Genomic DNA, 23127 nt, shown 5'->3' on the forward strand with positions numbered 1-23127 from the left:
AATAATTACATAATTATCCTTAAATGACTTACATAAGTAGTATTTTGATTATTTGACAAAAAATTAATACAATTCGACAATTAACTATGTCATAATGTTCATTATAATAGAAGACCTGTACATATGTAACTATTTTCCATATTAAGGTGATTAAAAACCTAGTTCTTTCGATGTGTTTGGCGAGCTTCTGTAAAAATCATTCGGGAAAGATAGACAGAGGTATACAAATTTTTTTAAAATTGTTTCTGTAATCAAAGAAAATGTCGAATAAAGGAAACAAAGGAGATGCCGATGACCATATTCAGTAGTACTTTTTCCACATTGGAACAGGCTTTAAACTTCACAACAGCTAAAAACAGAACAATATCCAACAATATAGCTAATGTTGACACCCCTGGATATAAGGCTAAAGGAGTAGCTTTTCAGGACGTGTTGAATGGAGAGCTGGCTTCTATTCAGACAAAACGGACAGATGAGCGTCACATTGATTTCCGGGCTCGTACGTCCAATTCTTTTCATACCTTTACTAAAACCGGGACGACGTACAGCCATAACGGCAACAACGTAGATGTGGATAAAGAAATGAATGACCTTGCTCAAAATCAAATTCAGTATGAGGCACTGGTCGATCGGATGAGCGGGAAATTCAAAAGCTTGGAGTCGGTGATAAAAGGAGGTAGATAGGGTGAGTATATTTCGGGCAATGAATACAAGCGCGAGTGCCTTGACGGCTCAGAGGTTGAGGATGGATATTGTATCTTCCAACATAGCGAATGCCGATGCTACACGAGCGGTTCAGAATGAAAACGGTAAATGGGAGCCATATCGTAGAAAGATGCCGGTATTCCAAAGTGAAGGTTCTGGCTTCCGTAGTCATTTGTCGCAGGCCCGGACCGGTTCTGGAGAGGACGGCGGCGTAAAAGTGTCAAGGATCGTAGAAGATCCAGAACCCTTTAAAACGGTGTACAACCCTAACCATCCAGACGCTGACGAAGAGGGGTATGTAGAAATGCCGAACGTGGATCCCTTGCAGGAAATGGTTGACTTGATGAGTTCTACAAGATCATACGAAGCCAACGTAACAGCTGTCAATGCATCAAAGAATATGCTCATGAAAGCTTTGGAAATCGGAAAATAAGGAGGGACTGGTATGGTCGAAATGACTTCCATGATGAATACCCCGGTGCAAATGTCCTCAGCTAATGGATCCCAGTGGAAAAAAGCCGTATCTGCAGGGGAAGCCCAGGGGGCCTTTGCAAATCAGCTGAAGCAGGCGATTGAACAGGTCAATGAAGCACAAATTGCTTCGGATAATAAGACGAAGGCGCTTGCTCGTGGGGAGATTGATGATCTGCACGACGTCATGATTACATCGCAAAAAGCGAGTGTAACGATGCAGATGGCAGTGGAAATGCAGAGCAAAACAATTGAGGCATACAAAGAAATCATGCGTATGCAGGTTTAATTATTACCGAACGATTATCAGCACTAAACCATTCGCGTAGGTTGTGCTTTTTTTGGGGGCAGCTATGAAAGAAAAAATAAACGCATACAGAGAGAAAGTCGTGTCGTTTTGGAAAGAGCGGAAAAAATCACAAAAGGGCTGGATCATTGGTTCCGTTGCAGCTGTCATTCTGGCCGCAGTCTTGCTTGCTGTCTTACAAGGCGGTTCCAAGATGACACCACTTTACAGCGATTTGACGCTTCAGGAAATAGGCCAGATCAAATCAGAATTGGATACAAGAGGCATTCCTTATGAATTGGATAAGGGCGGAACGACGATACTCGTTCCGGATACAGAAGCGGAGTCGCTGCTCGTTGATCTTGCTGCGTCCGGTCTTCCGAACAGCGGAAGGATCGATTACGGATTCTTCAGTGCCAACACATCATGGGGGATGACGGACAATGAGTTTGATGTCATCAAACTGGATGCGATGCAGACCGAGCTTGCCAATCTCATGAAAGGGATCAGTGGAATCCAGGATGCCCAAGTAATGATTAACATGCCGGAGGAGCAGGTGTTTGCATCGGAGCAGGGGCAGGAAGCCTCAGCATCCGTCGTCCTGAACGTACAGCCGGGAGCAAGTATCGAACAGCCTCAAGTAGAGACGCTGTACAATCTGGTATCAAAGTCTGTTCCTAATTTATCTAAAGATAATATCGTCATCATGGATCAGAATTTTAATTATTTTGACATTAATGATGCTTCCTTAGCTGGGAGCTCCGACGCTTATACATATCAACAAAATGTCAAAGAAGATATTGAACGGGACATAAAACAGCGCCTGCAGCGGATGCTTGGTACCATGATCGGTCAACAAAAGGTCATGGCAACCGTAACTGCAGATATCGATTTTACAAAAGAAAACCGTGTCGAAGAGCTTGTTGAACCGGTTGATCCTGAAACGATGGAAGGACTGCCGGTAAGTGTGGAGCGCATTGAAGAAACCTATGAAGGCGGCGTTCCGGAAGGCGGCGTTCCAGGAGCAGGAGATGAAGATGTAGCCAACTACCCTGCAGGTGAAGAGGGCGGAGACGGCGATTATGAAATGAATCGCGAAACGATCAACAACGAGTTCAACCGGATCAAGAGAAATATTGAAGAAAGTCCGTATAAAGTAAGAAATCTTGGTATTCAGGTTGCTGTGGATAACACAAAAGGGACAAATGCAGAGGGCGAAGTTGAATATTTGACCGCCGCAGAGCAGCAGACCGTAGAAGAGGGCATTCAATCCATTGTCGACTCCATGATAACGACTTCCATCGATGCTGGTTATGAAGATCAAATTGAGGCAGACGAGAATGTGTCGATCGTCTTCCAGGAGTTCAATGGCAAACCGGAAGCCCCTGAAGCACAGCCGGGAATTCCTCTGTGGGTGTATATTACTGGCGGCGTCCTCGCTCTACTCATCATCCTGCTCTTGATCTTGTTGTTCCGACGCAGGAACGTAGAGGAAGAGGAAGAATACGTCTATTTTGAAGAACCACTGATCGAGCAGCGGTCGAAAGAAGTGCAGGAGATACAGGAGAAAGAAGACGAGTCCACACAGAAACGGAAGCAGCTGGAGAAACTGGCGAATGAGAAGCCGGAAGATTTTGCGAAACTATTGCGGTCATGGATTGCAGAAGATTAAGGGGGTCTGAAGGATGGCCTTAAGAAAGACAAGATTAACAGGAAAACAAAAAGCTGCCGCCCTGCTTATAGCCCTTGGGCCGGATGTGGCAGCAAAAGTGTACAAACATTTGAACGAAGAAGAAATTGAACAATTAACGCTGGAAATTTCATCGGTACAAAAAGTCGATGCAAAAGAAAAAGAAGAGATTTTGGATCAATTTCATCAAATTGCCCTCGCCCAGGACTATATTTCCCAAGGCGGAATCGGTTATGCGAAAACGATACTGGAGAAAGCGCTTGGACCTGCGGAGGCCGCCAATATCATTGGACGGTTGACTTCTTCGCTGCAGGTGAGGCCGTTTGATTTTGCGCGCCGGGCCGATGCGGGACAGATTTTGAATTTTATACAAAATGAGCATCCTCAGACGATCGCACTGGTGCTCTCCTACCTTGATTCAGAGCAGTCAGGTCAGATACTCTCCGAGCTGCCACAGGAGCTGCAGGGGGATATAGCGAGACGAATCGCCACGATGGATTCCACTTCCCCGGAAGTCATCAGCCAAGTCGAGCAGATTCTGGAGAAGAAGCTGTCGACTACGGTTATGCAGGATTACACCGATACGGGCGGTATACAGGCGGTTGTGGAAGTGTTGAACGGAGTCGATCGCAGTACAGAGCGGACGATCCTTGACTCTTTGGAAATACAGGATCCGGAACTGGCGGAAGAGATTAAGAAGAGAATGTTCGTATTCGAAGATATTGTTGCTCTTGATAATCGTGCGATACAGCGGGTCATCCGTGAAGTCGATAATGACGACTTACGTTTGTCCTTGAAAGTCTCCAGTGAAGAAGTAAAGGAAATGGTATTCAAGAACATGTCCCAGCGAATGGCCGAAACCTTCAAAGAGGAGATGGAAATCATGGGTCCAGTCAGGCTTCGTGACGTGGAAGAGGCACAGACAAGGGTCGTGTCTGCAATCCGGCGCCTTGAAGATATTGGTGAAATCGTAATCGCCCGAGGCGGAGGAGATGACATCATTGTGTAAATCCAATCAACACGGACGCGTCATTGAACTCCGGCAAGTTGCAATCGGCCCGCGCGGAGAGGAGTCCCGTCACCATGCAGAGCTTCAAGAAGCGAAGCAGGAGCAGAGAGAAATACTCCGTTCAGCAGAAGCGGAGCGGGAGCGCATTCTTCAGAAAGCAGAAAAAGAAATAGAACAGTGGCGAAAGACATGGGAAGAAGAAAAGCGTCTTATTACAGAAGAAGCGTTTAACGAAGGCCGCCTGGATGGCTTTGAAGCAGGAAGGATGGAAGGTTTTGAGTCATACAAAGAGAAGATCTCGGAAGCCAACCGGGTCATGGGGCAGGCTAAAGAGCAGCATGACAGAGTGGTGGAAGAAAGTGAACAAACCATTCTTCGATTAGCAGTCGCTTGTGCGGAGAAGGTCGTTAAAAAGCAGCTGGATCAATCCGATGACTACTTTCTATCTTTGGTAAGGCATGCCGTCAAAGAAGTCCAGGATCAGCCGGAAATTACAGTAAAGCTTCATCCGGATCAGTACGAACTTCTCCATCACCAGATGGAAGAACTCCAGAGATTGGTCGACGTTCACACAAAGCTCGTCCTTTATGCAGACATAGAACTTTCCCCCTACGCCTGCGTCATCGAATCTCCCTTTGGGATGATTCGTGCAGGAGTGGACAGTCAATTGTCCGAACTCAGGGAGAAACTGTTTGAAGCCGCGTTTGGAGTGGACAGCGATGAATGAGTCGATCTATCAGGAAGCAATCCGGCAGGCGGATACATATAAACGGTTCGGTAGGATAAAACGCGTCGTAGGCCTGATGGTTGAATCGAAGGGACCGGACGCATCCGTGGGGGACCTTTGCTATATCCATTCCCCATCTGGGAAAGTGGCACCAGTGGCAGCGGAGGTGGTAGGTTTTCATAACGAAAACATCCTGCTGATGCCGTTCCAGGAAGTTCGGGAGGTCAGTCCGGGAAGTCTTGTAGAAGCAACAAAGCAGCCGCTGAATGTCAAGGCAGGCATTGGTCTGATCGGGAACATTCTCGATGCAATGGGTAATCCGCTGGACGGGAGCGCGCTGCCCAAAGGTCTAAGACCGTATCCGACCGACCAGGCCCCCCCGAATCCTTTGGAGAGACCACCGATCAAAGAGCCTATTCAGGTCGGGGTGAGAGCCATTGATTCACTTCTGTCTGTCGGAAAAGGACAGAGAATCGGAATCTTCGCCGGAAGCGGAGTAGGAAAAAGTACGCTGATGGGAATGATTGCCCGGAACAGTTCGGCCGATTTGAATGTCATTGCATTAATTGGCGAACGCGGCAGGGAAGTACGGGAATTTATTGAGAATGATTTAGGAGAAGAAGGAAGGAAGCGCTCGATTTTAGTTGTCGCGACCTCCGACCAGCCGGCATTGATGCGGGTCAAAGGCGCCTATACAGCGACGGCGATCAGTGAATACTTCCGAGATCTTGGATATGACGTTAACTTGATGATGGACTCGGTTACAAGGTTTGCTATGGCACAAAGAGAGATCGGCTTAGCGACAGGAGAGCCGCCGACAACGAAAGGTTATACGCCGTCGGTTTTTGCAAAACTTCCGAAACTTCTGGAGCGGACTGGTTCCAGTGATAAAGGAACGATCACAGCCTTTTATACGGTACTCGTTGATGGCGATGATCTGAACGAACCGATATCAGATACCGTCCGCGGTATTCTGGACGGCCACTTCATTCTTGACCGCAAAATTGCGGAACAGGGGCAATATCCTGCTCTTCATATTTTGAAATCGATCAGCCGGGTCATGAAGCAGATTGTATCGGAATCCCATATCGAGCGTGCCCAGCAGTTGAGGTCGCTTCTTTCCACTTACGAAGAGAATAGAGAATTGATCCAGATCGGTGCGTATAAAAAAGGCTCCAGTAAAGAGATCGATCAAGCGATCCATTATCATCCTTCCATTATGGAATTTTTGAGGCAGGGAATTCATGAACCGTCAACCTTCGAACACTCGGTGGAAGATTTGAATCGTTTGTTTTCATAAAAGAGAGGTGAATGCATGACTACCATTCATACGTTCGAGAAGATACGAGACTTGCAGGATCGGGATAAAAAAGAGAAACAGCGTACACATGAAAAGGCGGTCGATCAATTCGAAGAACATGCCTATAGACTGTATGAAGCATTAAAGAAAAAAGAGGATGCTATTCAAGCCTTTAATTCCACGATGGAGAAGAGAGCGATCCAGGCTCATGCGTTCCTCCAGCATCAGCAGTATATTGCACGTCTGGAAGAGATCATTCATTCGCTTCAGCCACTGGTTCAGCAGGCAAGGCGGAAAATGGATCGGACGCAAACGAAGCTCACAGAAGCCTACAGAGAAGTGAAGAAATATGAACGCTTAATTGAGAACAAAGAAGAGAAACAGAAACAGTACGCCAAGCAGGAAGAAAATAAAAATATGGATGAAGTGTCCATGGTCCAGTATTTAAACAGGAGGAACAGGTGATCGGATGGCAAAGAAACTACCAAAGCAGCAAACAGGAGGCAGCCGTTTTCTAAAGATATTTTCGGCTGTTGTCTTTCCGCTCCTCTTCCTGGTTGTATTGACCGTGATCGTGATGACGCTCATGGGTTACAACGTTTTTGAACAGGTGGAAAAGTACGGAGCTAACATACCCGGCATAGCAGATACCACTTCCACGGATTCGGCGTCCTCAGAGGAAACGGATAAACTACAGGCGATGTTAGCTAATAAAGAAGCGGAAATCGAACAATTAAAAGAGCAGGCTTCGGCTGGGGATGCAGAAAAGAAAGACATGGAAAACCAGATTGTACAGTTGGAGAAAGAGCTCGAAGGGACGACCGAGGAACGGGGGGAGGAAGATGTGGAAGAAGACAGTGCAAAAGACATTGCTGCATCCTTCCAGAAGATGGACCCGGAAGAAGCCGCTCCAATCATATCCACCATGAATCAGGACTTGGCTGTTCAAGTACTTCGTTTGATTGCAGTGGAAGAGCGAGGAGACATTCTCGGCCAGATGGACCCAGAGATAGCCGCCTCTTACGCAAGTGCGCTCATCGATTCTTAAAGGAACCGTTCGAAAGGAGGTGATAGCAATGGATTGGAACGTTTTGTTTAGTGGACAAGCTAACCCTCAACCTTTACAAGGACAAGCGGTTCAAACGACATCAACCCCTGATTTTGCCCCTCAGTTCAAGGAGCGATTGGAAGGAATGATCGAAGAGGCAGCTGCTTCAACGCTGACTGCGGGTGCAGCGAAATCGGATGGGTTGGATGAATTGGGGGAAGAACTCCGGTCTATATTCCAGACATTATACGACAAGGTACCGAGGAGCGAAGAAGAAGAAGAGAGGCTTGACGTGATCGGCCTGCGTTTGGAACAGTGGCATGCGCTTCGGTATAGAACCGCCGCACCAGGACAACAAGACGTACATAACCAACCGTTGGACTCAGAAGGTATCGAGCAGATTTCTAATAACGTGAAACGTTTGAACGTTTTCCGTGAGGTAACCACGGCGTACGAAAAAAGGGATGCGGATGCTTTCCTTCATCGCATGGTGGAAGAGCTTCCTTACTTGGCGAAAGACATTTCGGTAGAAGCTATGAATACGAGCATCGGTAAGAATCAGCCGGAAGTTACTCCGGCAGCGAACGGGACTTACAAAAAACGGAATGTTGATATATCTATAGACAGCCTGAAAGAAGAGCTGTCATTTTTACCGGAAAGGATTTGGAATGACAGTGCATCCCTCAGGGAGGAGCAAAAAGGGTCTATTCCATTTGCGCCCTCTATAAATGAAGGCCAGGTCTCGATTAATGATGGCGCAGAGTTGATAAAGTTGGAAGGACATTTGAAAAAGGAATGGAATGCTTTGCTTCACACCTTGATGGAGAAGGGAGTGGAGGCTGATAGCAAATCCCCCTTACTCTCAACTATTCTTCATCGTATGGAGCAATGGGACAGTCTGCATAACAGGGAGCTTCCGGTTCAGCATGAGATACATAGAGAGCTGTCTCCAGATGGACAAGCTTCGGCGGTCCAAACAGCAATAATTCCAGAGAATCTTTCCAGAGCAATAGACCGTGCGTTTGATGCAGGGGATATCTTACAATTTATCCATTTAACAACGTCGGAACTACCTTATTTGGCGGATGCTGTTAAGTTAGACGGCCGCTTCTCAGGCTTGAATCATTACGGCCGTATAAACCAGTCGAACAGTAACCGCGGGTTAGTACCGCCTATAAACGCAGAAGCATCTTCACAGAGCGTCCGCACCGATGGACCCAAAGCTTCGAGTGGCCCTATTACTATCGATGTGGAGACAGAAGAAACGATAAAAAGTTCTGTTGTGGAAGTTTTGAGAAATTTCCTTCAGCAAATGCGCACCCATCCATCCAAAAGTATTTCGAAAACATTTTCCATGAATCCGGAACAATTAGGGAAGATGACCGTCCAATATACGGCTGAATCAGGGGAACCGGTGCTTGATATAAAGGTGGAAAATAAAGCAGCCTTTACCTTGTTAAAACCACTTCAGGCAGATATCCGCACCCAGCTTCCTTTAAATCAGCTGTCCCTTACATTGGCTGAAGGGAATCGTGCCGCCGCTTCGGATGTCAGGACGGAGGGGGAACATAAACCGGCTGCCATGACCGTATCGCAAGACCTTTCGAAAAGAGTGGTTAAAGTATTGGAAAGAGTGACGGACGGGAGGCAGGCTCCATCCCCGCAATCGACTACGCTGGCAGTGAGAAATGCCGTTGTTGCCCAACAGCAGCTTGGTCTCTATGAGACGGGGAACCGATCAGGGGAACAAAAGGCCCTAGGTATGGCAATTCGCTCAAAAGAAGCCCTTGATCCATGGACGGCTCCTTCTGCTTCTATACCTCTTCTTCAAAAAGAGGCTGCGGCTCGCATAGACGGTAATGCGGATAAAGCTGCTTTCCAAGTGCTCCGAATGTCTGAACAGCCGGCTTTTCCTTTGGCTGAAACTAAGACTTCCGGACAAGAAATGAAGCAGTGGGTGAAGGATTTAGAACAGTTTGTCCAAAAGAGCAGGATGCTTACGGACCTTCATGGCAATAAAGAGCTGCGCATCCAGATGAAACCTGGAAACCTTGGTGACTTGACGGTGAAAGTGGCTCAAATCAACGGCGAGATGGTCGTGAAGCTTATGGTAGGCAGCCAATCTGCAAAAGAGGTGATTGAAGGAAACCTCCACCACCTGCGCCACGTGTTCTCTCCACATCAAGTCGTTGTCGAAAGGACGGACACCCCTGCCGGCGGCCTTGCTTATCAAGAAAGCAAAGAACAGGAGGAATCCGGCAGCAAGCGAAATGGACAGGGTTCGTCCCCGGACCGCGAGCGCGATGATACGGAAGAGGATGGTCCAACGTTTGAAGAATTGTTAAGAATGAATGAGAAAGTGTAGGTGATTCCATGACAGCCATTGACCCGTCCATCTATTTGAAAAATCAGCAGAAGCAGACGTCTGGCAGTAACATTCTCGGTAAGGATGATTTCCTCAAAATCTTGATGACGCAGATACAGAACCAAAATCCGCTTGACCCGATGGAGGATAAAGAGTTTATCGCGCAGATGACCCAGTTTTCCAGTTTGGAACAAATGACGAACATGTCGCAGTCTCTGCAGAGCTTCCTTGACGGACAACAGTCTCCCCCTCTCATTCAGTACAGTCATTTGATCGGTAAGGAAGTATCTTACGCGGTCACAAATCCGGAAACGGGAAGCGAGGAAGTCAAAGCAGGGCAGGTGATATCGGTCAAACAGAAGGATGGAGATATCCTTCTTGAAATAGAAGACGGAGCCGCGGTTCCTGTCGGCAGCCTCACACAAATCAAAGACGTGAAGGTGGAGGAATGATATGGATCCGCGTATACAAGCTCTTCACCGACCGCTTACTATCCCTAAAAATGCTCCTGTTAAGAACGATTTTCCTTCTTTCAGGGATGTATTGGAGGAAGCGAAAGAGGTCAAGGTCAGTAAACATGCAAAGCGCAGGCTGGAGGAGCGGAATATTGACATCAGCGAAAACATGTGGGGAGAAATAGCCGGTAAAATGTCCGAAGCGAAACGTAAAGGCATTACCGATTCTCTCATCGTTACGGATGATGCGACATTAATCGTAAGCACGAAAAATAATACGGTAGTGACGGCACTTGATCGTGAAGAGTCCGCCTCGCAGATTTTTACAAATATCAACGGAACGATCTTTATAAGCAAATAAGGCCGGACCCGCAATCAGGGAAGCCTTTAACGCCGCGGAATGAACGAAGCGGCGTCATACAATTTAAAATCGAAAGGAATGGTTGGTATGTTACGTTCACTTTATGCAGGGGTTTCCGGAATGAAAGGGTTTCAAACGAAGTTGGATACGATCGGTAACAATATTGCAAACGTCAATACGACGGGATTCAAGAAAGGGAGGGTTTCCTTCCAGGATATGATGAGCCAGTCCGTTAAACCAGCAGAAGGGCCGAATCCTGATACGGGTCGTGGTGGTTTGAACCCTTCTCAAGTGGGCCTGGGATCAAAAATTGGCTCCATCGATACGATTCATACACAGGGGAACAATCAAACGACAAACCGCGCTCTTGATGTAGCTTTGGAAGGAGACGGGATGTTCGTTTTAGCGGAGGGTGGCGTCACTTACGATGCAAACGATAATCCAACTAACTTTACTTTTGGTAATTCATCCCTGAGCTTTACGAGAGCAGGTAATTTTTACCTTGATAATAGTGGGGCTATCGTAAATAACAGTGGTAAATATGTAGTTGGAGAGGGAGGCATTATTACCATTCCTGAAAACGCTCAAAGTTTCAGTATTCTATCTGACGGTACCGTGTCGTATGTAGATGAAAATCAAGAAGTACAAGAGGCAGGTAGAATTGCTCTGGCCAGTTTCTCCAACCCTGGCGGATTAGAGAAAATAGGCGGGAATGAATACCGTATGACAGATAATGCCGGGTTCATTAGTTCTAATAATAACGATTTTGTTTTAAATGACTTAAATGATCTCTCGGTTGCCGGTCAAAACGGAACGGGACAGATGGTTTCCGGTTCTCTTGAAATGTCGAACGTCGACCTCGCCGATGAATTTACGGAAATGATCACAGCCCAGCGCGGGTTCCAGGCGAATACAAAGATTATCACGACATCGGATGAAATCCTCCAAGAGCTCGTCAACTTGAAACGATAAGCCGAAGGGAGGGGGAGGGCATAACCGCCCTCCTGTGAATCTATGATACCTTTAACGAAATTGAACGGGGACCCGTTTACGATTAATGCTCTGTATATTGAGCAGATTCAGTCCCATCCGGATACGACGATCACGACCGTTTCCGGCCGGACGATTCTTGTGAGAGAGTCCGAAGAGCAGGTCGCTCGGTTAGTAAAGAAATATTACCAGGGAATTGGTTTGCTGCGCGTCGTACAAAAGGGTGGTGAAGAGGAACGATGAAACTATTTAAAATCATGGTAATTTCATTCAGCAGCCTTTTAGTACTTGGAGTGATCGCCTTTGTTCTGGTGCTTAATATGGGTGATACAAAGAAAGCCAGTGGAGAACGCTCCATTGATGACATCGTAGATTCTTCCTATACAACAGAAGAGATCACTACAGACTTGGAGAGCGGAGACTATGTCCGCATCAGTTTTCGTATTGTCGCCGACAGCAAAGATACGGTGAAAGAGTTGGAGAAACGGGACTTTCAAGTACAGAATATTCTTTTGAAAGAGCTTGCTGTAATGGATGCGGAGTCCTTCCAGTCCGGTCTTTCGGATCTTGAAGCCACGCTTAAACTTAAGCTGAATGAATTTATGGATGAAGGCTCTGTCACAGATGTTTATACAGTCACCAAAGTGCTGCAGTAAATGCAATAGGAAAGGGGGGTGAGGTATTGGCTGAAGAAGTTCTTTCGCAGAACGAGATCGATTCCTTACTTTCTGCCCTCTCTACAGGAGAAATGGATGCAGAGAAATTAAAACAGGAAGAACAGGAGAAGAAGGTAAGAGTCTATGATTTTAAGCGGGCTCTCCGTTTTTCGAAGGATCAGATCAGAAGTTTATCGAGGATCCATGAAAACTTTTCCAGACTATTAACGACGTACTTCTCCGCGCAGCTGCGTACGTATGTCGATATTGAGGTCGCATCCGTAGATCAGCTTCCCTATGAGGAGTTTATCCGCTCGATTCCGACGATGACGATTTTGAACGTTTTCCATGTTCCTCCTTTAGAAGGAAGGATACTTATGGAGGCAAATCCGAACGTCGCTTATGCCATGATGGACAGAGTGCTCGGTGGAAAGGGAAGCAGCGTGAACAAAGTGGACAATTTGACGGAAATTGAGACGACGATCATGTCCCACCTCTTTGAACATGCGCTGGAAAATTATCAGGAGGCATGGGGATCCATTGTTGATATGGAACCGGAACTGGAGGATTTTGAAGTCAACCCTCAGTTCCTTCAACTCGTATCACCGAATGAAACTGTCGTGGTCGTTTCGTTGGAAACGACTGTAGGTTCTACGAGCGGAATGATTAACATCTGCATTCCTCATGTCGTATTAGAACCGATTATTCCGAAGCTGTCGGTACATTACTGGATGCAGAAGGAACAGCCGAAGGAACGCGATCCGGTTGAACAGGAAGCACTCACTCAAACCATTCGCGGTACCGAGCTTGATATTCGAGCGGTATTAGGAGAGGCATCGATGTCGATCGAACAGTTTTTAGATCTGAAAGCAGAAGACGTCATCCGCCTGGATCAGCCGATAGGAAAGCCGCTTATGCTGCGGGTCGATGAAGAGGATAAGTTTTACATACAGCCGGGGAAATTAAACAATAAACTGGCCGTGCAAATTTTAGAAGAGTGTCAAGGAGGTGCCGGACATTATGACGGATGACATGTTATCACAGGACGAAATTGATGCACTATTGAACGGAGGCGGAGGAGATGACTCTTCTGCCGAACTCGATAAGGATAAGAAAGATACACCAGAAGCGGAACGTCTCTCTGTTTTGGAGGAGGATGCTTTAGGGGAAATCGGTAACATCTCTTTTGGCAGCTCCGCTACTGCCCTGTCTTCGCTCCTCAATCAGAAGGTGGAGATTACAACTCCGACGATATCCGTCGTAGACAGGGCTCACTTACCGGAAGAATTCCCGAAACCGCATGTCGCCGTAGGGGTGACGTACACGGATGGTTTCAGCGGCGAAAATGTGCTCGTGATCCGAACCGAAGACGCAGCGATTATCGCGGACCTCATGCTGGGGGGAGATGGAACGTCTCCCGATGCTCAGCTCAGTGATATTGCACTTAGTGCGGTACAGGAAGCGATGAATCAAATGATGGGCTCTGCCGCGACCAGTATGTCGACGATTTTTAATAAAAAGGTGGATATTTCTCCGCCTGCTATCGACGTTCTGGACTTGGGGGTGGATAAGGGTACCGAACGGATTCCAAACGAAGAAGTGCTTGTTAAAGTTTCCTTCCAGCTTAAAATTGGAACGTTGATTGATTCCAGTATTATGCAGCTGATCCCCGTCCGTTTTGGGAAAGAGATGGTGGAAGAACTGCTGAACCCGGAAGCGAAAGAAGAACCTGAACAAGTTACGGAATCTCCGCGCGTGGAAGAATCAGCGCAAAAAGATCCGGCCCCCCCGTCTGTGAAAGAAACTGCCGAGCAGGCAGCTCCGGAGCCTCAGTATGTAGGCGCGCCTTCAGGGTACGGCATGGAGAAGGCAGACATTCAGCATGCAAGTTTCCAGGAGTTTGACCAAAGCAGTGCCATGACGCCTGCGGCTCAAAACAATCTGGATATGTTGATGGATATACCGCTTAAGGTAACCGTAGAACTAGGGCGGACGAAGCGCACCGTGAAAGAGATACTGGATTTATCGGCAGGCTCCGTCGTTGAACTGGATAAGCTGGCTGGTGAACCTGTCGACATTCACGTCAATGACAAACTGATGGCAAAAGGCGAGGTTGTCGTCATCGATGAGAACTTTGGTGTGCGTGTCACCGATATTGTAAGCCCGAAAGAACGATTGACTAAACTACGTTAATGGATAAATAGGAGGAATAGATATGGGAGAACGAATACTAATTGTTGATGACGCGGCTTTTATGCGCATGATGGTAAAAGATATTTTGACGAAGAACGGATATGAAATCGCCGGGGAAGCGGAAGACGGCCAAAAAGCGGTCGACTTATATAAAGAAGAAAAGCCGGATCTTGTAACGATGGATATTACTATGCCTGAGATGGATGGAATCACAGCTTTAAAGGAAATTAAAAGTCATGATCCTCAGGCAAAGATCATTATGTGTTCCGCGATGGGGCAGCAGGCAATGGTTGTGGATGCCATCCAGGCCGGTGCCAAAGATTTTATAGTAAAACCGTTCCAGGCGGATCGTGTCATCGAAGCGATTCAAAAAGCGTTAAGTTGAAGAAGGAATGCACATGCGCATTGCAGCCAGAGTCATCGTCATCCTAGTCATGTTCGGGAGCCTCTTGGGTAGCCATCCTTGGACGGCCCTCGCTCAGCCATCCGTCGTCGAATGCATGGATAATCCGGATCTTTCCGGATGTCCGGATGACGACGGAGGGGAGAATCAAACTGTTAACGGTTCGGAAACAGAGGCGCCGTCGGGAGGGTCGCTGGTGTGGAACGTCATCAAGCTTATCCTAGCCTTGGCCTTCGTTGTCGCTCTCATCTATGCATTACTGAAGTTTTTTAATAAAAAGAACAGGCTCTTCCAACAGAATCGCACGATGGAGAATCTCGGAGGATTGAACCTCGGCCCGAACAAGTCCGTTCAGGCAGTTAGAATCGGCGGGCGCGTCTTCATTCTAGGCGTAGGTGATTCCGTGCAGGCAATTACGGAAATTACAGATGAAGAAACGATAGACGCATTGAAGAAACAAGATATGTCATCCGGCTTCACGGAGGTCATTAAAAAGAACCTCCATCAAGGAAGGTCGGAAAATAAATCAAGTGATTTCAAGCAGTTATTTGAAACCCAGTTAAAGGAAATGAAAGAGAAAAGGAAACGGCTGCTGGACAGGAAAGAAGGGGGCGGCGGGGATGAATGAATTTGTAGACATTTTTTCAAGCTCTGACCCCGGCAGTGTCGCTACTTCTGTAAAACTTCTGCTCTTGCTGACCGTTTTGTCGCTTGCGCCGGGAATCTTGATCCTGATGACCAGTTTTACAAGAATTCTGATCGTATTGTCCTTTGTTCGGACATCCCTTGCCACCCAACAGATGCCGCCGAACCAGGTTCTTGTCGGTATTGCATTATTTCTAACGTTTTTCATTATGGCTCCTACTTTCCAGGAAGTGAATGAACAGGCGTTGACGCCGTTGTTTAATGAGGAAATTACGCTTGATGAGGCTTATGAAGAGGCCAGCGTGCCGATGAAGGAATTTATGGGAAAACATACGAGGCAGAAGGACCTTGCGCTATTCATGAACTATTCCGGCATGGAGGCACCGGAGACGATTCAGGATGTCCCATTAACGACGCTCGTTCCTGCCTTTGCCATCAGTGAATTAAAAACAGCCTTTCAAATGGGCTTTATGATATTCGTACCTTTCCTAGTCATCGACATGGCCGTGGCGAGCGTGCTTATGTCGATGGGTATGATGATGCTGCCGCCGGTTATGATTTCCCTTCCATTTAAAATCTTGCTGTTCGTCCTTGTAGACGGATGGTATCTGATAACGAAATCATTACTAGAAGGGTTTTAGGACAGGAGGTACAGGATGGATACTAATATGGTTATCTCATTTGCAAAAGAAGGCATTTATACGGTACTGCTCATTTCCGGACCGGTACTCATACTGGCTCTTGCTATTGGATTGGTAGTAAGCATCTTCCAAGCGACGACCCAGATCCAGGAACAGACGCTTGCCTTCATACCGAAAATTGTTGCTGTATTAATCGGATTAATTGTTTTCGGTCCCTGGATGTTGACGAACATGGTGGAGTTCACAGCAAATATATTCAACAACCTTAATGTGCTGGTCGGTTAACGGATGCTTGAATCTATTGCTCTTGTGAACGTACCGGCGTTTCTACTGATATTGGTTCGGATCACGGCTTTTTTTGCCACCCTGCCGCTGTTTTCCTACCGTACGGTACCAACACAGCACAAGCTTGGCTTCAGTGTTTTCCTTGCAGCCATTCTTTATTTTACGATACCGCTTCCGGCCGTCTCTCTTGATGCAGAATACATACTCCTTCTATTGAAGGAAGCAGCGGTGGGGATTGCTGTCGGATTAATCGCCTATATCGTGTTGGCGGCTATACAAATCGCCGGTGGATTCATCGACTTCCAAATGGGTTTCGCTATTGCCAATGTCATCGATCCGCAGACAGGAGCCCAAAGCCCTCTTGTCGGTCAGTATATGTATATCGTTACGCTCATCCTCATTCTGGCTGTCGATGGTCACCATTTAATGATCGACGGAGTGTTCTACAGCTATGAGTGGATCGGGCTTGACCAGCTTTTGCCTTTAAGGGAAGACGGATGGATCGAATATGTCCTCAACGCTTTTAATCATATGTTCATCACGGCATTTCTGCTTGCTGTGCCGATCGTCGGGTGTCTGTTTTTCGTAGATATTGCGCTCGGCATTATTGCAAGGACGGTCCCTCAGCTAAACGTTTTCGTGGTCGGGCTTCCGCTGAAGATCTTTGCAGGTCTTGCCGTGCTGGTCATAGCCATGCCGTTTTATATTTTCTTAATCCGTAAATTATTTGAAACGATGCTTGATACCATGCGCGGCTTGATGGTACTGTTCGGAGGCTGATCGATGGTTTATTTGCAATTGGATCTTCAATATTTTGCTGCTGATGAAAAAACAGAAAAAGCAACGCCGAAGAAACGTCAGGACACGAGGAAAAAAGGCCAGGTCCCGAAGAGTCAGGATGTCAATACGGGTTTTCTGCTGCTTTTGGTCTTCGGTGTTCTGTATTTAACTGGAGGATTCATGAAGGAGACGATGACCGGCATGTATGAACATGCTTTCACCGATTATCTCTATATGGATCTGACCGAAGAAAGGACGGCTTCTGTCTTCCTGGAAATGACGACAGAGGCAGCGAAGGTGGTCGCTCCGGTTATGGGAATTGCCATCCTTGCAGGGTTAGCATCCAATCTTCTGCAGGTAGGGGTGATGTTTACGAGTGAGCCGTTGAAGATGGACTTGAAACGCCTCGATCCGATTAAAGGTGCAAAACGGATTTTTTCAGCCAGAGCACTTGTGGAACTGCTGAAATCACTATTGAAAATCAGCGTCATCGGCATCATTTCGTTCTCTGTCATTTGGTATTACAAAGATGAAATGATGCTGATGTCTCAAAAGAATGTGGACGCGGCGCTGGCATTCTTCGGAACTACCACTGTCATCATGGGTCTTGTTTCCGCCCTGGCGCTGCTCCTATTGTCTGTTCTTGATTATACCTATCAGCGGTATGATCACGAAAAGAACATCCGGATGTCGAAGAAAGACGTCAAGGATGAGCAAAAGAACATCGAGGGAGATCCGCAGATCAAAGCGAAAATCAAGGAGAAACAGCGTCAGATGGCTGCAAGCAGGATGATGAGTGAAGTGCCAAAGGCGGATGTCATTATTACCAACCCGACGCACTATGCCATCGCCATTAAATATGACGAAGCACAGTCCTCCGCACCAATCGTCATAGCCAAAGGGGTGGATGTCCTTGCTATGAAGATCAAGGAAGTGGCAAAAGCGAACGGGGTACCTGCCGTGGAGAACCGTCCGCTGGCACGCTCTCTCTATCAGCATGCAGAACTCGATCAACCCATTGATGAACAATTTTACAAGGCCGTTGCGGAAGTGTTGGCTTACGTTTATCAATTGGAGAAAAAAATGTAACAGAAAGGAGTGCCCCACATGTCAGCAAGAGATTTATCTGTACTCATCGGTGTGATTTTAATTATTATCATGCTCGTCATACCACTTCCGGGGTGGCTTCTCAGTTTCTTCATTCTTATCAATATCACGTTAGCTCTCATCGTCATCCTTGTATCTATGAACATGGAAGAGGCATTACAGTTCGCCGTGTTCCCCACTTTGTTACTCTTACTAACATTGTTCCGCTTGGGGTTGAACGTTTCCACTACCCGTTCCATTTTGTCAGAGGCGGATGCAGGCGGTGTCGTGGCGACCTCGGGACGTTTGTAATTGGTGGAAACCCGCTTGTCGGATTCGTCGTCTTCATCATCCTGATTATCATCCAGTTCCTTGTCATCACAAAAGGGGCAGAACGGGTGTCCGAAGTGGCTGCCCGGTTCACATTGGATGCCATGCCGGGAAAACAAATGAGCATTGATGCTGATTTAAATGCCGGTATGATCAACGAACATCAGGCGAAAGACCGCCGTGAAAAGATTGAACAGGAAGCGGATTTTTACGGAGCGATGGACGGTGCGAGTAAATTTGTCAAAGGAGACGCTATTGCCGGAATCATTATCGTTCTGATTAATATCATCTTTGGACTGATCATCGGGATGGTCCAGATGGGCATGTCATTTAATGAAGCGATTGATACGTATATGCGTCTGACGGTGGGAGACGGGCTTGTCAGTCAGATTCCTGCTTTGCTTATCTCCACAGCTACCGGGATTGTAGTTACGAGGGTTGCGTCTAAAGGCAATTTGAGCACGGATGTAACGAGCCAGCTGCTTCGCTATCCGAAGCTGCTCTATATTGCGGCCATCACTATATTTCTGCTCGGCCTCACCCCGATTAACTTCTTTCTTACGACCTTGATTTCTTCCGTTCTCGCCTTCGGGGCTTTTTGGCTGTCGAGAGAAGACAAAGCTCCTTTAATTGAAGAACCGGAAGAATTGGATGAGGCAGACGGCAATCAAATGAAGTCGCCTGAAAATGTCGTCCAGTTAATCAGTATGGATCCGATAGAATTCGAATTTGGATATGCGCTTATTCCCATTGCGGATACAAGCCAGGGGGGAGACCTGCTCGACCGGATTGTTATGATCCGCCGGCAGCTGGCGATCGAACTTGGTATTGTGATCCCGGTGGTTCGGATCAGGGATAATATTCAGCTGGGCCCGAATGAATACCGGCTGAAGATTAAAGGGAATCAAGTAGCCGAAGGGGAACTGCTGCTCGATCACTTTCTTGCTATGAGTCCGGAAGGGGATGACGGAATAGAAGGCATTGATACAAACGAGCCGGCATTCGGTCTTCCTGCTAAATGGATAACGGAAGAACAAAAGGATGAGGCGGAGTTGTCTGGGTACACGGTCGTCGACCCTCCTTCCGTCGTCTCCACTCATATTACAGAGGTCATTAAACAACAGGCCCATAACCTTCTCGGTCGTCAGGAAACGCAGCAGCTCATCGATCACCTGAAAGATTCCTATCCAATCCTTGTCAATGAAGTGACTCCTGAACCTTTGAGCGTCGGGGATATACAGAAGGTCTTATCCAAGCTGCTCCGTGAAAACGTCTCTGTCAAGAATCTGCCGATTATTTTTGAAACCCTTGCTGATTTCGGCAAAATGACGAGTGATACGGATCTCCTGGCCGAGTATGCAAGACAGGCGCTCTCCGCTCAGATTACCGGCCAGTACCGGTCGGCGGATAACCAGGTAAAGGTGATCACCGTTTCCGGTAAAGTGGAGAAAATGATAGCAGATAGCATCCAACAAACGGAGCATGGCAGCTATCTTGCCCTTGATCCAGACAGCCAGCAAGCAATCATTCAATCCATAGCAGAACAGGTGGAGCAGATGTCCTTACAGGAAGAAACGGCCATTATTCTTTGTTCTCCTGCTGTTCGGATGTATGTGAAGCAGCTTTTGGATCGCTTCCTTCCACAAGTAGTCGTCCTCTCTTATAACGAGCTGGAACCAAGTGCCGAGGTACAAAGCATAGGGGTGGTGAATGTGGCATGAAAATAAGAAAAATCCAGGCGCCAACGATGCCAGAAGCGATGAAGAAGGTGCGAAAGGAGCTTGGAGCGGATGCCGTCATTTTGAATTCTAAAAACATAAAGACTGGCGGATTCCTCGGTTTTTTCAAGCGTGAGCAGACGGAGGTTATTGCGGCAATCGATCCGGAAGACCAAAAAAACAGGGCAGTGAACTAGAGGTAAACATGCCGCCATCCAAGGATGAAGAGGCAATCGTGAAAGAAATCCGGCAGATGAAAGAACTGCTGTTAAAGAAGGATTCACACTATCCACCTCTCTATCAACACGCCTATGAATATTTAATTTCTAAAGAAGTGGAGACAGATCTTGCCGGCTACTTCGTTGATGCACTGCTGGAAAAATACGAGCAGACAGAAGATACGGAGGTGTTAAAGCAACGACTGACAAATGAAATATACGACCATTTGAAGGGGTTGAGTTTCGGAAAGTCGACGTTTTCTAAACCTTTTGTACATCTGGTCGGTCCCACGGGAGTCGGGAAGACGACCACCCTTGCAAAACTGGCAGCCGACGCTATACTTCACCGGCAGCAGAAGGTTGGATTCATTACGACGGACACCTACCGAATCGCTGCTGTAGACCAGCTTAAGACGTATGCCACCATTCTCAATGTTCCTCTGGAAGTAGCCTATAATGCGGATGATTTCAAGGCAGCAAGAGAAAAGTTCGCAGATTATGATCTTGTCTTCGTAGATACCGCAGGGCGGAATTTCCGTGATGCTGCTTATGTAGAGGAATTGAAAGATTTAATTGATTTCGACAACGATTCGGAGAATTTTCTCGTGTTGAGTCTTACGAGCAAGCTAGTTGACATGAAGGCGGTTTACAAAGAATTCAAAGATCTTCCTGTCGATCAGTTGATATTTACGAAGATGGATGAAACAGTCCATATCGGAAGTGCTGTCAATATGGCTTCATCCACAGGAAAGGGAATTGCGTACTTCACCAATGGTCAGGATGTGCCTGATGATAGAAAAGAAGCATCGCCTATGTACCTTGCCAGGTTGCTGATGGAGGGATTCGCTCATGAATGACCAGGCACAGCAGCTCCGTCAGAGGATGGAAAACGATACCGTTCCTACGGCGAGGACGATTGCAGTCATAAGTGGAAAAGGCGGAGTAGGAAAAACCAACATATCTGTTAACTTCGCATTGACACTTCAGAAAAAAGGAAGACGGGTGCTGCTGATCGATCTGGATATCGGAATGGGAAACGTTGATATTTTATTAGGAGTGACTCCGGCTTATTCTTTTCCTGACTTATTCCGCAGGGGATTATCCGTCAGAGACATCATAGAGGAAGGTCCTGCCGGGCTTGGCTATATTTCCGGTGGATCAGGGTTGTCGGACATTTTTCATATGGATGAGGGGGACTTTGGTTTCTTTCAAGATCAGTTCCGGCAGCTATTGGAAGTCTATGAGTATATTATTCTTGATATGGGGGCGGGAGCTACTGAAGAAAGCCTTGCTTTCATACGCTCGGCCGATGAAGCGGTGCTGGTTACGACGCCTGAGCCGACGGCAATGACGGATGGATATGCCATGATCAAGCATGTAGTCCAAAGGGCGCCGGATCTGCCAATTTCCGTTTTAGTAAACAGGGTTCTGGATGCCCGTGAAGGGCGTGAAACCATGGACAAGCTCAAAACAGTAGCTATGCGCTTTCTTAAAAAGGAGTTGAACGAAACAGGCCTCCTTCCTGATGACAGCGCCGTTCTTAGAGCGGTAAGGCGACAAAGGCCCTTTGTGCTTGATTCTCAAGGGAGCAAGGCAGGAACGATGATGAAGCATATCGTCGGAAATTATTTAAACGAAAAGCAGCCGGAGCGGACCGGTAAATTTCTTTATAAGCTGAAGAATCTGATGTTTGCAAGGGGGAAGCGATGAACAAGATTCGGGTTCTTATCATAGACGATTCGGCTTTCATGCGCCGGATCTTAACGGATATTTTGGAAAGGGATGCCAGAATAGAAGTGGTGGCTGCTGCAAGAAACGGTCGGGATGGGCTTGAGAAAATGGAGGCCCTTGAACCGGACGTGATTACATTGGATGTAGAAATGCCGGTGATGGACGGCTTGACCACCCTTGAAATCATTATGCAGAAGCGTCCGACGCCTGTCGTTATGGTGTCAAGTCTAACCAAGGAAGGCGCAGACAGCACCATTAAAGCCCTGAGCTTAGGTGCGGTGGATGTCATTCAAAAGCCGTCCGGATCCATTTCCCTTGATATGGAAACGGTCCAGTACCAGGTGATAAGGAAAGTAATAGCTGCGGGAGGAGCCAATGTTACTGCTCTTCCCACTTCCACTAAGCAGGAAAAGCAAAGGACCCACCCACGGTTAAGGGCGGAAAACAGAAGGAACTTGATTGCCATCGGAACATCGACCGGCGGCCCCAGAGCCCTGCAAGAGGTTCTTACCTCGTTGCCACGGGAGCTTCCTGTTCCCGTCTTAATCGTCCAACATATGCCGAAAGGATTTACGAAATCTCTCTCTGAGCGTCTCAACAGACTGGCAGAGATAACGATCAAAGAAGCGGAAGACGGCGAACGCTTGGAACAGGGGACGGCGTATATCGCTCCTGGAGATTTTCATATGACCGTCCGTGAACGGGGCGGTGAATGGTACACGGTGCTCGACCAGACGCCTGCTCTGTCCGGGCATCGCCCTTCGGTCAACCGGCTGTTTTCTTCCTTGTCAGACTTGGCGGGTGTTACTCCATCCGTAGTCGTCATGACGGGGATGGGAGCAGACGGTTCGGAAGGGTTGCATAAATTGAAACAGAAAATCCGGCATACCTACAGCATCACACAGTCCGAAGGGACGTGTGTCGTATACGGGATGCCTAAAGCAGCAGTGAAGTCGGGGTTGTCGGATGAAGTAGCCGATTTAGAGGATATCAGTAAGGCTTTAATCCTGTCACTCCAAAACGGAAGGGAGTAA

The 23127-nt window shown here is 47.3% G+C and carries 27 protein-coding genes and 1 pseudogene; all 28 read left to right on the forward strand.

The features are described 5' to 3' along the window. The first annotated feature begins 291 nt into the window (after positions 1-291). The 28 genes and pseudogenes from flgB to D479_RS17295 all read left to right on the forward strand — a co-directional run bounded on the left by flgB (position 292) and on the right by D479_RS17295 (position 23127). Positions 292-684 (forward strand): flagellar basal body rod protein FlgB, encoded by a 393-nt coding sequence (flgB, locus tag D479_RS17160; protein WP_026577470.1) that lies wholly within the window; start codon positions 292-294, stop codon positions 682-684. Between the two features lies 1 nt (position 685). Next, on the forward strand, positions 686-1138 hold the full coding sequence (gene flgC / locus D479_RS17165; RefSeq protein WP_008639524.1) for a flagellar basal body rod protein FlgC: 453 nt from the start codon (positions 686-688) through the stop codon (positions 1136-1138). A gap of 21 nt (positions 1139-1159) precedes the next feature. Then, the gene (gene fliE, locus D479_RS17170) at positions 1160-1465 is read left to right on the forward strand and encodes a flagellar hook-basal body complex protein FliE (protein ID WP_235601484.1); all 306 of its coding nucleotides are present in this window, start codon (positions 1160-1162) and stop codon (positions 1463-1465) included. Between the two features lie 64 nt (positions 1466-1529). Continuing rightward, positions 1530-3134: a flagellar basal-body MS-ring/collar protein FliF gene (fliF, locus tag D479_RS17175; protein ID WP_008639528.1), complete on the forward strand. Its 1605-nt coding sequence runs from the start codon at positions 1530-1532 to the stop codon at positions 3132-3134. Between the two features lie 13 nt (positions 3135-3147). Beyond that, complete coding sequence (gene fliG, locus D479_RS17180) at positions 3148-4161, forward strand: flagellar motor switch protein FliG (protein ID WP_008639530.1); 1014 nt, start codon at positions 3148-3150, stop codon at positions 4159-4161. Continuing rightward, the gene (gene fliH / locus D479_RS17185; RefSeq protein WP_008639533.1) at positions 4154-4888 is read left to right on the forward strand and encodes a flagellar assembly protein FliH; all 735 of its coding nucleotides are present in this window, start codon (positions 4154-4156) and stop codon (positions 4886-4888) included. Before fliG ends, fliH begins: the two co-directional genes overlap by 8 nt. Further along, entirely contained in the window at positions 4881-6188 is a 1308-nt protein-coding gene (gene fliI, locus D479_RS17190) for a flagellar protein export ATPase FliI (RefSeq protein WP_008639534.1), read from the forward strand. Before fliH ends, fliI begins: the two co-directional genes overlap by 8 nt. Before the next feature lie 15 nt (positions 6189-6203). Beyond that, on the forward strand, positions 6204-6653 hold the full coding sequence (gene fliJ / locus D479_RS17195) for a flagellar export protein FliJ (protein WP_008639536.1): 450 nt from the start codon (positions 6204-6206) through the stop codon (positions 6651-6653). Positions 6654-6657: 4 nt separating this feature from the next. Then, complete coding sequence (locus D479_RS17200) at positions 6658-7236, forward strand: hypothetical protein (RefSeq protein WP_008639537.1); 579 nt, start codon at positions 6658-6660, stop codon at positions 7234-7236. Positions 7237-7264: 28 nt separating this feature from the next. Then, positions 7265-9601, forward strand: a complete 2337-nt coding sequence (locus D479_RS17205; RefSeq protein WP_008639539.1) for a flagellar hook-length control protein FliK — start codon at positions 7265-7267, stop codon at positions 9599-9601. 8 nt (positions 9602-9609) lie between these two features. Further along, the gene (gene flgD / locus D479_RS17210; protein WP_008639541.1) at positions 9610-10053 is read left to right on the forward strand and encodes a flagellar hook assembly protein FlgD; all 444 of its coding nucleotides are present in this window, start codon (positions 9610-9612) and stop codon (positions 10051-10053) included. A 1-nt stretch (position 10054) separates the two neighbouring features. After that, positions 10055-10417, forward strand: a complete 363-nt coding sequence (locus D479_RS17215) for a TIGR02530 family flagellar biosynthesis protein (protein ID WP_008639543.1) — start codon at positions 10055-10057, stop codon at positions 10415-10417. Between the two features lie 87 nt (positions 10418-10504). After that, positions 10505-11389, forward strand: a complete 885-nt coding sequence (gene flgG, locus D479_RS17220; RefSeq protein WP_008639546.1) for a flagellar basal body rod protein FlgG — start codon at positions 10505-10507, stop codon at positions 11387-11389. A gap of 42 nt (positions 11390-11431) precedes the next feature. Continuing rightward, the gene (locus D479_RS17225; protein ID WP_008639549.1) at positions 11432-11650 is read left to right on the forward strand and encodes a flagellar FlbD family protein; all 219 of its coding nucleotides are present in this window, start codon (positions 11432-11434) and stop codon (positions 11648-11650) included. Beyond that, a complete protein-coding gene (fliL, locus tag D479_RS17230; RefSeq protein WP_008639551.1) occupies positions 11647-12063 on the forward strand; it encodes a flagellar basal body-associated protein FliL in 417 nt (138 codons plus the stop codon). The genes D479_RS17225 and fliL overlap by 4 nt, the downstream gene beginning before the upstream one ends. A gap of 26 nt (positions 12064-12089) precedes the next feature. Next, complete coding sequence (gene fliM / locus D479_RS17235; RefSeq protein WP_008639553.1) at positions 12090-13094, forward strand: flagellar motor switch protein FliM; 1005 nt, start codon at positions 12090-12092, stop codon at positions 13092-13094. Further along, positions 13084-14256: a flagellar motor switch phosphatase FliY gene (fliY, locus tag D479_RS17240; protein ID WP_008639555.1), complete on the forward strand. Its 1173-nt coding sequence runs from the start codon at positions 13084-13086 to the stop codon at positions 14254-14256. The genes fliM and fliY overlap by 11 nt, the downstream gene beginning before the upstream one ends. Before the next feature lie 22 nt (positions 14257-14278). Then, entirely contained in the window at positions 14279-14641 is a 363-nt protein-coding gene (locus tag D479_RS17245; RefSeq protein ID WP_008639557.1) for a response regulator, read from the forward strand. Positions 14642-14654: 13 nt separating this feature from the next. Further along, positions 14655-15287 carry a flagellar biosynthetic protein FliO gene (locus D479_RS17250; protein ID WP_008639559.1) on the forward strand — a complete coding sequence of 211 codons (633 nt, stop codon included), beginning with the start codon at positions 14655-14657 and terminating at the stop codon, positions 15285-15287. Beyond that, positions 15280-15945 carry a flagellar type III secretion system pore protein FliP gene (fliP, locus tag D479_RS17255; RefSeq protein ID WP_008639561.1) on the forward strand — a complete coding sequence of 222 codons (666 nt, stop codon included), beginning with the start codon at positions 15280-15282 and terminating at the stop codon, positions 15943-15945. Before D479_RS17250 ends, fliP begins: the two co-directional genes overlap by 8 nt. A gap of 15 nt (positions 15946-15960) precedes the next feature. Next, a complete protein-coding gene (gene fliQ, locus D479_RS17260) occupies positions 15961-16230 on the forward strand; it encodes a flagellar biosynthesis protein FliQ (RefSeq protein ID WP_008639564.1) in 270 nt (89 codons plus the stop codon). 3 nt (positions 16231-16233) lie between these two features. Next, entirely contained in the window at positions 16234-17010 is a 777-nt protein-coding gene (fliR, locus tag D479_RS17265; protein ID WP_008639566.1) for a flagellar biosynthetic protein FliR, read from the forward strand. A 3-nt stretch (positions 17011-17013) separates the two neighbouring features. Next, positions 17014-18099 (forward strand): flagellar biosynthesis protein FlhB, encoded by a 1086-nt coding sequence (flhB, locus tag D479_RS17270; protein ID WP_008639569.1) that lies wholly within the window; start codon positions 17014-17016, stop codon positions 18097-18099. Positions 18100-18117: 18 nt separating this feature from the next. Continuing rightward, a pseudogene (flhA, locus tag D479_RS17275) lies at positions 18118-20147 on the forward strand (flagellar biosynthesis protein FlhA). Beyond that, positions 20144-20341, forward strand: a complete 198-nt coding sequence (locus D479_RS21340; protein WP_008639576.1) for a hypothetical protein — start codon at positions 20144-20146, stop codon at positions 20339-20341. The pseudogene flhA and the gene D479_RS21340 overlap by 4 nt, the downstream one beginning before the upstream one ends. 8 nt (positions 20342-20349) lie before the next feature. Beyond that, positions 20350-21219: a flagellar biosynthesis protein FlhF gene (locus tag D479_RS17285; protein ID WP_008639578.1), complete on the forward strand. Its 870-nt coding sequence runs from the start codon at positions 20350-20352 to the stop codon at positions 21217-21219. Next, complete coding sequence (locus tag D479_RS17290) at positions 21212-22072, forward strand: MinD/ParA family protein (protein WP_008639580.1); 861 nt, start codon at positions 21212-21214, stop codon at positions 22070-22072. Before D479_RS17285 ends, D479_RS17290 begins: the two co-directional genes overlap by 8 nt. Further along, positions 22069-23127 carry a chemotaxis response regulator protein-glutamate methylesterase gene (locus tag D479_RS17295; protein WP_008639581.1) on the forward strand — a complete coding sequence of 353 codons (1059 nt, stop codon included), beginning with the start codon at positions 22069-22071 and terminating at the stop codon, positions 23125-23127. Before D479_RS17290 ends, D479_RS17295 begins: the two co-directional genes overlap by 4 nt.

It is taken from the genome of Halobacillus sp. BAB-2008 (assembly GCF_000328325.1).
In the GTDB taxonomy this organism is placed as follows: domain Bacteria; phylum Bacillota; class Bacilli; order Bacillales; family Halobacillaceae; genus Halobacillus.

Bases quoted from the DNA above. Each gene is read 5' to 3' on its own strand.
- fliG (WP_008639530.1), top strand. From the start codon at position 3,148: ATGGCCTTAAGAAAGACAAGATTAACAGGAAAACAAAAAGCTGCCGCC.
- D479_RS17225 (WP_008639549.1), top strand. From the start codon at position 11,432: ATGATACCTTTAACGAAATTGAACGGGGACCCGTTTACGATTAATGCT.
- D479_RS17205 (WP_008639539.1), top strand. From the start codon at position 7,265: ATGGATTGGAACGTTTTGTTTAGTGGACAAGCTAACCCTCAACCTTTA.
- fliR (WP_008639566.1), top strand. From the start codon at position 16,234: ATGCTTGAATCTATTGCTCTTGTGAACGTACCGGCGTTTCTACTGATA.
- D479_RS17285 (WP_008639578.1), top strand. From the start codon at position 20,350: ATGCCGCCATCCAAGGATGAAGAGGCAATCGTGAAAGAAATCCGGCAG.
- flgG (WP_008639546.1), top strand. From the start codon at position 10,505: ATGTTACGTTCACTTTATGCAGGGGTTTCCGGAATGAAAGGGTTTCAA.
- fliQ (WP_008639564.1), top strand. From the start codon at position 15,961: ATGGATACTAATATGGTTATCTCATTTGCAAAAGAAGGCATTTATACG.
- D479_RS17290 (WP_008639580.1), top strand. From the start codon at position 21,212: ATGAATGACCAGGCACAGCAGCTCCGTCAGAGGATGGAAAACGATACC.
- fliE (WP_235601484.1), top strand. From the start codon at position 1,160: ATGACTTCCATGATGAATACCCCGGTGCAAATGTCCTCAGCTAATGGA.
- flgB (WP_026577470.1), top strand. From the start codon at position 292: ATGACCATATTCAGTAGTACTTTTTCCACATTGGAACAGGCTTTAAAC.
- fliJ (WP_008639536.1), top strand. From the start codon at position 6,204: ATGACTACCATTCATACGTTCGAGAAGATACGAGACTTGCAGGATCGG.
- D479_RS17250 (WP_008639559.1), top strand. From the start codon at position 14,655: ATGCGCATTGCAGCCAGAGTCATCGTCATCCTAGTCATGTTCGGGAGC.
- D479_RS21340 (WP_008639576.1), top strand. From the start codon at position 20,144: ATGAAAATAAGAAAAATCCAGGCGCCAACGATGCCAGAAGCGATGAAG.
- D479_RS17200 (WP_008639537.1), top strand. From the start codon at position 6,658: ATGGCAAAGAAACTACCAAAGCAGCAAACAGGAGGCAGCCGTTTTCTA.
- D479_RS17245 (WP_008639557.1), top strand. From the start codon at position 14,279: ATGGGAGAACGAATACTAATTGTTGATGACGCGGCTTTTATGCGCATG.
- fliP (WP_008639561.1), top strand. From the start codon at position 15,280: ATGAATGAATTTGTAGACATTTTTTCAAGCTCTGACCCCGGCAGTGTC.
- D479_RS17215 (WP_008639543.1), top strand. From the start codon at position 10,055: ATGGATCCGCGTATACAAGCTCTTCACCGACCGCTTACTATCCCTAAA.
- fliI (WP_008639534.1), top strand. From the start codon at position 4,881: ATGAATGAGTCGATCTATCAGGAAGCAATCCGGCAGGCGGATACATAT.
- flhB (WP_008639569.1), top strand. From the start codon at position 17,014: ATGGTTTATTTGCAATTGGATCTTCAATATTTTGCTGCTGATGAAAAA.
- fliY (WP_008639555.1), top strand. From the start codon at position 13,084: ATGACGGATGACATGTTATCACAGGACGAAATTGATGCACTATTGAAC.
- D479_RS17295 (WP_008639581.1), top strand. From the start codon at position 22,069: ATGAACAAGATTCGGGTTCTTATCATAGACGATTCGGCTTTCATGCGC.
- fliL (WP_008639551.1), top strand. From the start codon at position 11,647: ATGAAACTATTTAAAATCATGGTAATTTCATTCAGCAGCCTTTTAGTA.
- flgD (WP_008639541.1), top strand. From the start codon at position 9,610: ATGACAGCCATTGACCCGTCCATCTATTTGAAAAATCAGCAGAAGCAG.
- fliF (WP_008639528.1), top strand. From the start codon at position 1,530: ATGAAAGAAAAAATAAACGCATACAGAGAGAAAGTCGTGTCGTTTTGG.